7 protein-coding genes are annotated in these 6,534 nt (G+C 68.9%); 4 read left to right on the top strand and 3 right to left on the bottom strand.

The genetic code is table 11. The features are described 5' to 3' along the window. Positions 1–2,302 (bottom strand): transglycosylase domain-containing protein (locus G6016_RS07195; RefSeq protein WP_182631994.1); only part of this gene is annotated, 2,302 nt, incomplete at its 3' end. A 269-nt stretch (positions 2,303–2,571) separates the two neighbouring features. On the opposite strand from G6016_RS07195, the gene G6016_RS07200 reads away from it, so the two are divergent. Next, positions 2,572–2,949 (top strand): WhiB family transcriptional regulator, encoded by a 378-nt coding sequence (locus tag G6016_RS07200; protein ID WP_187354410.1) that lies wholly within the window; start codon positions 2,572–2,574, stop codon positions 2,947–2,949. 157 nt (positions 2,950–3,106) lie between these two features. Here the strand turns inward: G6016_RS07200 and bagB are convergent, their stop codons facing one another. Both bagB and bagA read right to left on the bottom strand, forming a co-directional pair. Then, positions 3,107–4,216, bottom strand: coding sequence for an ArsA family ATPase (gene bagB / locus G6016_RS07205; RefSeq protein ID WP_182631989.1), 1,110 nt, complete (start codon positions 4,214–4,216; stop codon positions 3,107–3,109). A gap of 1 nt (position 4,217) precedes the next feature. After that, the gene (bagA, locus tag G6016_RS07210) at positions 4,218–5,276 is read right to left on the bottom strand and encodes an ATPase BagA (protein ID WP_182631990.1); all 1,059 of its coding nucleotides are present in this window, start codon (positions 5,274–5,276) and stop codon (positions 4,218–4,220) included. A 65-nt stretch (positions 5,277–5,341) separates the two neighbouring features. On the opposite strand from bagA, the gene G6016_RS07215 reads away from it, so the two are divergent. The 3 genes from G6016_RS07215 to G6016_RS07225 all read left to right on the top strand — a co-directional run. Beyond that, a complete protein-coding gene (locus G6016_RS07215; RefSeq protein ID WP_182631991.1) occupies positions 5,342–5,512 on the top strand; it encodes a DUF4177 domain-containing protein in 171 nt (56 codons plus the stop codon). Continuing rightward, on the top strand, positions 5,512–6,021 hold the full coding sequence (locus G6016_RS07220; RefSeq protein WP_182631992.1) for a RidA family protein: 510 nt from the start codon (positions 5,512–5,514) through the stop codon (positions 6,019–6,021). Before G6016_RS07215 ends, G6016_RS07220 begins: the two co-directional genes overlap by 1 nt. Before the next feature lie 5 nt (positions 6,022–6,026). Beyond that, positions 6,027–6,534: MBL fold metallo-hydrolase (locus G6016_RS07225; RefSeq protein WP_182631993.1), on the top strand; the 508-nt coding region annotated here is incomplete at its 3' end.

A 6,534-nucleotide genomic window follows, 5' to 3' on the forward strand; every position in this document is an offset into this window, starting at 1 on the left:
TCGGCCCGGACGCGCCCTGGCCGCCGCCGGCGCCGCCACCGCCGCCGCCACCGGAGCCGTCGGAGATCCGCAGGGTGACCTGGGAGCCGGGGATTCCGGTGCCGCCGTCGACCCCCACGACCGTGCCGTACGAGCGGCCGGAGCCGGACACGAACTGGGTGTTGACGATGAAGCCGGCGTTGGTGAGCAGCGACGTAGCGGCGGACTGGCTCATGCCCTCGACATCCGGCATGCCCGAGCGGGCCGCGCCCCGCATGTAGGCGGGATCCGGCGACGGCAGTGACACGGGCCCGTAGATGTCGGAGATCGGTGAGAACGCCGAGTACCAGGTCCGGGCCGGCTCCATGCCGCCGAACAGGTTGCCGTACGAGCACTGGCGGAGCGGGCTCGTGCACAGCTCGGTGGTGGTGGTGCCGTCGTTGAAGGCATACACGGCGGCCGAGTAGTTGTTGGTGAAGCCCAGGAACGCAGACGAGCGGTTGGCCTCGGTGGTTCCTGTCTTGCCGGACATCGGCAGGCTCCAACCCGCGCCCCCGGCCGCCGCTGCTGCGGTACCGGCGCCGACGGCGTCCTTGGACATGGTGACGGCCAGGGTGTTGGCCAACCCCTCCTCGACGACCTGCTCGCACTCCGGCTCGTTCAGCTCGACGGGCTTGCCGGTCCGGTCCGTGATGGACTCGATGGGGCTCGGCGGGCACCAGACGCCGCCGGACGCGATGGTGGCTCCGACATTGGACAATTCGAGCGCGTTTACGGCGGTCGGGCCCAGCGTGAAGGACCCCAGATTGTTCTTCTTGACGAAGCTGCTGATCGAGTCGCCGTCGGCGGCGGTGCCCTTGCGGTCGTAGGAGCGCATGCCCAGCCGCGTCGCCATGTCGACGGTGGGGGCCACGCCGACGTCCTTGATGAGATTGATGAACGTCGTATTGGGGGACTGGGCGAGCGCATCCGTCACCGACAGTGAACCGGGGTAGGCGCCCGCGTTCTCCACGCAGTACTGGCCGGGCGGGCACCCGGCCGCGCCGCCGGCGCCGAGGCCGGACACCTGGACGCGGTTCGGCACGGACAGCGTCGTGCTGGCGCCCATGCCCTTCTCGAGCGCCGCAGCAACGGTGAAGATCTTGAACACCGAGCCCGCGCCGTCACCGACCAGGGAGAACGGCTGCGGCTGGACCGTCTGGCTGTCGCCCAGCTCGAGCCCGTACTGCCGGCTGGAGGCGATCGCGACGACCTTGTGCGACTCCTTGCCCGGGCGCACCACGCTCATCACCTCGGCCACGCCTTCGGTGGTGGGGTTGCCGTACGTTTCGAGGGAGCGCTCGACGTTGGCCTGAACGGTCTCGTCGAGAGTGGTGCGGATGGTGTAGCCGCCCTCCTCGACCATCTTGCGGCTCAGCCCGTTCTCGTCGAGGTACTGGAGAACATAGTCGCAGAAGAACCCACTCTCACCTGCGGTGATGCACCCGCGGGGGAGGGAGTTGGGGCGCTCGAGCACGCCCAGGGGCTCGGCGATGAACTGCGCGGCCTCGGACTGGGTGATGGCGCCCGTGTCGGCCATCGTGGTGATGACCGTGTCGCGACGCTGCTTGGTGTCCTCGGGATTGGTATACGGATTGAACCGGCTGGTCGACTGGACCATGCCCGCCAGCATCGCGGACTGCGGGACCGTCAACTCTGAGGCATCGACCCCGAAGTAGGTCTGTGCCGCGGTCTGGATGCCGAACGAGCCGTTGCCGAACGAGATCAGGTTCAGGTACTTGGAGAGGATCTCGTCCTTGGGCATCTCACTGTCGAGGGTGAGCGCCATCCGGATTTCTTTGATCTTGCGCGCCGGGGTCGTCTCGATCGCGGCGCGGCGCTCCGCGTCGTTCTGGGCGGAGACCAGGAACTGATAGTTCTTGACGAGCTGCTGGTCGATGGTCGACGCACCCTGCTCGACCTCGCCGGCCGTGGCGTTGGTCAGCGCGGCTCGGATCGTGCCCCGCCAGTCCACACCCTGGTGATCGGCGAACCGCCGGTCCTCGATCGCGATGATCGCGAGCTTCATGTTCTGCGAGATGTCCTCGCTGGGGACCGTCACCCGCTGCTGGTCGTACAACCAGGCGATGGGCTCGCCGGCGGCGTCGGTGACCGTGGAGATCGACGGCAGGTCGCCCTTGACGAGATCCGCGGACGTTCCCGCTAGTGAATCGGCCATCTTGTTGGACGCGAGCCCAGCCGCTCCGGCAATCGGAAACATTGCTCCGGCCGCCACCACCCCGGCCGCAACACACGTGGCGACCAGCTTTCCCAGCGAACTCATACCTGACACGCGCCCAGAGTACGTGACCACCCCCGTTATGACACCCGACGCATTCTGTTCTGCCCGCGACTCTTTACTTCTGTTGTGTGACTGCGGTAACAATATTGGGGAACGCGAGGAGTTTCTTAGTTGATGAGACTTTTGTTACGAGACTCAGAGGCTGCGGGACCTTCGCGAACACGGTGGGTTCGCCGCGCCGGGCGTGCCCAGAAGGCCGGTTCGGCGTGCGACACGATCGCCCGCCGTTCCATGCAGACAGGGGTTTTTCGATGACGGCTACCCTTCCCGGGACTTCCCGCTCCTCAGACAACGGGGTTCGCCCCGGCAGCAGTAATCCCCTCGGTTCCGAGGAGACGATCATCGGGGAGGGACGCCAGGAGTGGGTGTCCCAAGCCCGTTGTAAGGACATCGACCCGGACGAGCTGTTCGTCCGCGGAGCGGCCCAGCGCAAGGCGGCCTCCATCTGCCGCCACTGCCCGGTCCTGCTCCAGTGCCGCGCCGACGCGCTGGACAACCGGGTCGAGTTCGGTGTCTGGGGCGGCATGACCGAGCGTCAGCGCCGTGCCCTCCTCAAGCAGCACCCCGAGGTCAGGTCCTGGGCGGACTTCTTCGCCCAGCAGATCGAGCGGCACTCCGCCGTGTACTGACCCCTCGTCCTTTCGGTCCCTCACCGGAAGACGGCGTGACCGGCTCGCCCGTGCCCGTGTGCCCACCTACAGGTGGGCGGGCGAGCGTGTCGAGAACGTGGAATTCGACGCGGCCCGCAGCCTTCGCTGCTGGCCGCGTTCGTCATTTCCGCCCCGGTCAGCCGCAGAGCTGATCGCCCACCGCGCGCAGCGCCTCCAGGTTGGAGATGTCGAACGGCAGCGACGGCACGCCCACGATCTTCACGTCCGGGTGCGTGTCGGTGAACGACTCCAGCAGCCGCAGCTCCTGCCGCGCGGTGCGGGCCCGGTCCTCGTGGATGCGCAGCACTGCCGCGGCCTTGGGGTCGGTGCCGGCGATCCGGTCGGCCGCGGCGCCCGCCTGCTCGGCGCTGACATCGGCCAGGCGGGGATGCGTCCGGTTGATCACGACCCCGGCCAGTGGCATGTCCTCGTCCGAGAGCCGCTCGGCGAAGAACGCAGCCTCGCGCAGGGCCGGGCGCTCGGCGGAGGAGACCACCAGGAACTCGGTGCCCTTGCGGCGCAGGATGGCCTGGGTGCGGGCGGCGCGGGCGGTGAACCCGCCGAAGGTCGAGTCCAGGGCCACCACCACCTCGGAGGCGTCGGCCAGCATCGACGAGCCGACCACCGCGGAAACCCCGCGCATCGCGGTGCTCATGGCACCGGTCACCAGGCGTCCCACGCCGCGACCGGGCGCGGAGAGCAGCCGCATCAGGCGACTGTCGAGGAAGGCGCCGAGGCGGCTCGGCGCGTCGAGGAAGTCCAGCGCATTGCGGGAGGGGGGAGTGTCGACGACGACGAGATCCCACGTCGAATCGTCGAGCAGCTGCCCCAGCTTCTCCATGGCCATGTACTCCTGCGTGCCCGCGAAGGAGGTGACCATCGTCTTGTAGAAGCGATTATTGAGGATGTTCTCGGCCTTCTCGGGCGTGGTGTTGGCGGTCACCAGCTCGTCGAAGGTGCGACGCATGTCGAGCATCATCGCGTGCAGGGAGCCGCCGGCCTCGGCCTGGCCGTCGGTGAGCTCGACGGGGGAGGGCTCGTTCGACAGCTCGTCGATGCCGAGCGCCTGGGCGAGGCGGCGGGCCGGGTCGATGGTGAGCACCACGGTGTCGCGACCGAGCTCGGCGGCCCGCAGTGCGACCGCCGCGGCGGTGGTGGTCTTGCCCACGCCACCGGCGCCGGTGCAGACCACCACACGGGTCTTGCGGTCGGTGAGCAGTGAGGTGATGTCGAGACGCTTGGCCATGTCAGCGGACTCCCTGGTCGACGAGGGCGGACGCGAGGTCGTAGAGGTCGGTGACCTCGACGCCGTGCGGGAGGGCGGGCAGAACGAGGGTGGGGCACCCGGCGCCCGTGAGGGTCTCACCGGCGCGAAGCTGTCCGCGGGCGACGCGCGCGTGTTCGATGGCTTCCACGAGGAGCCCCTGAAGTCCCTCGTCGTCGACCTCTAAACCAGATTTTTCCAGCCCGGCGAGGATCGCGGCGGCGTCGATCTCCTCCTCGGCGACGCGCTCGAGCGCGGCGTCATCCAGGTGGCGGGCCTCGGCGCGGTTGATGATGACCTGGCCCATGCGCAGCCCGTGGCTCTTCAACTCGGCGATCGCCTCGATGGTCTCCTGGGCCGGCAGCGACTCCAGCAGCGTCACCAGGTGCACGACGGTGCGCTCGGAGTGGACCAGTTCCGCCACGGCCTCGGCCTGGCGCCGGATGGGCCCGCCACCCGCGGCGAGGTCGGCCATCGCGGTGGTCACGTCGAGGAACTTGCCGATCCGGCCCGTGGGCGGCGCGTCCACCACCACGGCGTCGTAGACGACCTCCTTCTTGGCGTGCTCGCGCGTGACGACCTCGTAGATCTTGCCGGTGAGCAGTACGTCCTTGAGGCCGGGCGCGATCGTGGTGGCGAAATCGATCGCGCCGACCGATTTCATCACCTTGCCCACCACACCCAGGCGGTAGAACGTGTCGAGGTAGTCGAGCATCGCGGCCTCGATGTCGATCGCGAGCCCGTACACCTTGCCGCCGCCGTCGACGCGCGCTACCAGTTCCTCGCGGTACGGCAGCGGGGCGCGGTCGAAGATCCGGGCGATGCCCTGGCGTTCCTCGACCTCCACCAGCAGGATCTTCTTGCCGGTCGAGGCCATGGCGAGCGCGAGGGAGGCGGCCATCGTGGTCTTGCCGGTGCCCCCCTTGCCGGACACGTAGTGCAGTTCGGCGCGCTGGGATTCGTTCGACCAGCCGGTGGACAAGTCGTCGGCGATGGTCGCGCGCGACGACGTCTGCGGGTCCCGGTTCTGTGTGGGCGGCATGAGGCTAAGGGTAAGCCCAGCGACCATCCCGCGCGGGCTGCTCCCTAGTTCCCTAGAGTGGGGGCATGAGTGAAGCCACCAGTGCCCCCCGGTTCGAGTACGCCACCGTCCCCCTGCTGACGCACGCCACCAAGCAGATCCTCGACACCTGGGGAGCCGACGGCTGGGAGCTGGTCTCCGTGCTGCCCGGCCCCACCGGCGAGCAGCATGTCGCCTACATGAAGCGTCAGCTCTGATGCCCGAGGCGGAGCCGGCCGGGTACTGGACCCGCAAGCTGGAGCAGCTCGGCCTGGAGTTGCCGACGGTCGTGCCGCCGGTCGCCAACTACGCGCCGGCCGTGCGCACGGGGTCCATCGTCTACACCTCGGGCCAGTTGCCGATGGTCGACGGCGCGCTCACTGCGACCGGCAAGGTCGGTGCGGTCGATGGGGGCGCTGCCTCCGGCGACGCGCACGTCTCGCCCGAGCAGGCCGCTGAGCTCGCCCGCACCTGCGCCCTCAACGCGCTGGCCGCGGTCGACGGGCTCGTCGGCATCGACGCGGTGGTCCGGGTCGTCAAGGTCGTGGGTTTCGTGGCCTCGGCGCCGGGGTTCAACGGTCAGCCGGCCGTGATCAACGGTGCGTCCGACGTGCTGGGTGAGATCTTCGGCGACGTCGGGGTGCATGCCCGTTCGGCCGTCGGGGTGTCGGAGCTGCCGCTCGATTCGCCGGTCGAGGTCGAGCTGATCGTCGAGGTCGAGGTCTAGTCCCCATGTCCGCTGGCCTGTCGCCGATCGAGTTCCCGGCTTATGAGACGCTGCGCCCCGTCACGGAGCTGGCGGGGGTGATCCTCTGCGACAACCCGTCGGAGATGACGTTCGAGGGCACCAACACCGTGGTGCTGCGGGCGCCGGGGTCGCCGACGTGCGTGGTGGTGGACCCGGGGCCGGCCGATCGCGCGCATGCCGAGCGCATCGCGGCGATCGTGGGCGAGATCGAGTTGATCCTCATCACGCACCGCCACCCCGACCACACCGACGGCATCGATTTCCTGCGCGAGTTCACGTCGGCTCCCGTGCGGGCCGTCGAGGAGCGCTTCTGCCGCGATGCTCAACCATTTGGCGACGACGACGAGGTGCACGCCGCCGGTCTGGACATCATCGTGCTCGCCACCCCGGGTCATACTGCTGACTCGGTGAGCCTGGAGGTCCGCTCCGCGGGTACCGGTTTCACCGCGCCGGCCGACTGCGTGGTGTTGGGCGACACCATCTTGGGGCGCG

The organism is Dietzia aerolata, from assembly GCF_014144865.1.
GTDB classification, from domain to species: domain Bacteria; phylum Actinomycetota; class Actinomycetes; order Mycobacteriales; family Mycobacteriaceae; genus Dietzia; species Dietzia aerolata.

Excerpts from the sequence above, each read along its gene's own strand:
- G6016_RS07200 (WP_187354410.1), top strand. The coding sequence starts at position 2,572 with ATGACGGCTACCCTTCCCGGGACTTCCCGCTCCTCAGACAACGGGGTT.
- bagB (WP_182631989.1), bottom strand. The coding sequence starts at position 4,216 with ATGGCCAAGCGTCTCGACATCACCTCACTGCTCACCGACCGCAAGACC.
- bagA (WP_182631990.1), bottom strand. The coding sequence starts at position 5,276 with ATGCCGCCCACACAGAACCGGGACCCGCAGACGTCGTCGCGCGCGACC.
- G6016_RS07215 (WP_182631991.1), top strand. The coding sequence starts at position 5,342 with ATGAGTGAAGCCACCAGTGCCCCCCGGTTCGAGTACGCCACCGTCCCC.
- G6016_RS07220 (WP_182631992.1), top strand. The coding sequence starts at position 5,512 with ATGCCCGAGGCGGAGCCGGCCGGGTACTGGACCCGCAAGCTGGAGCAG.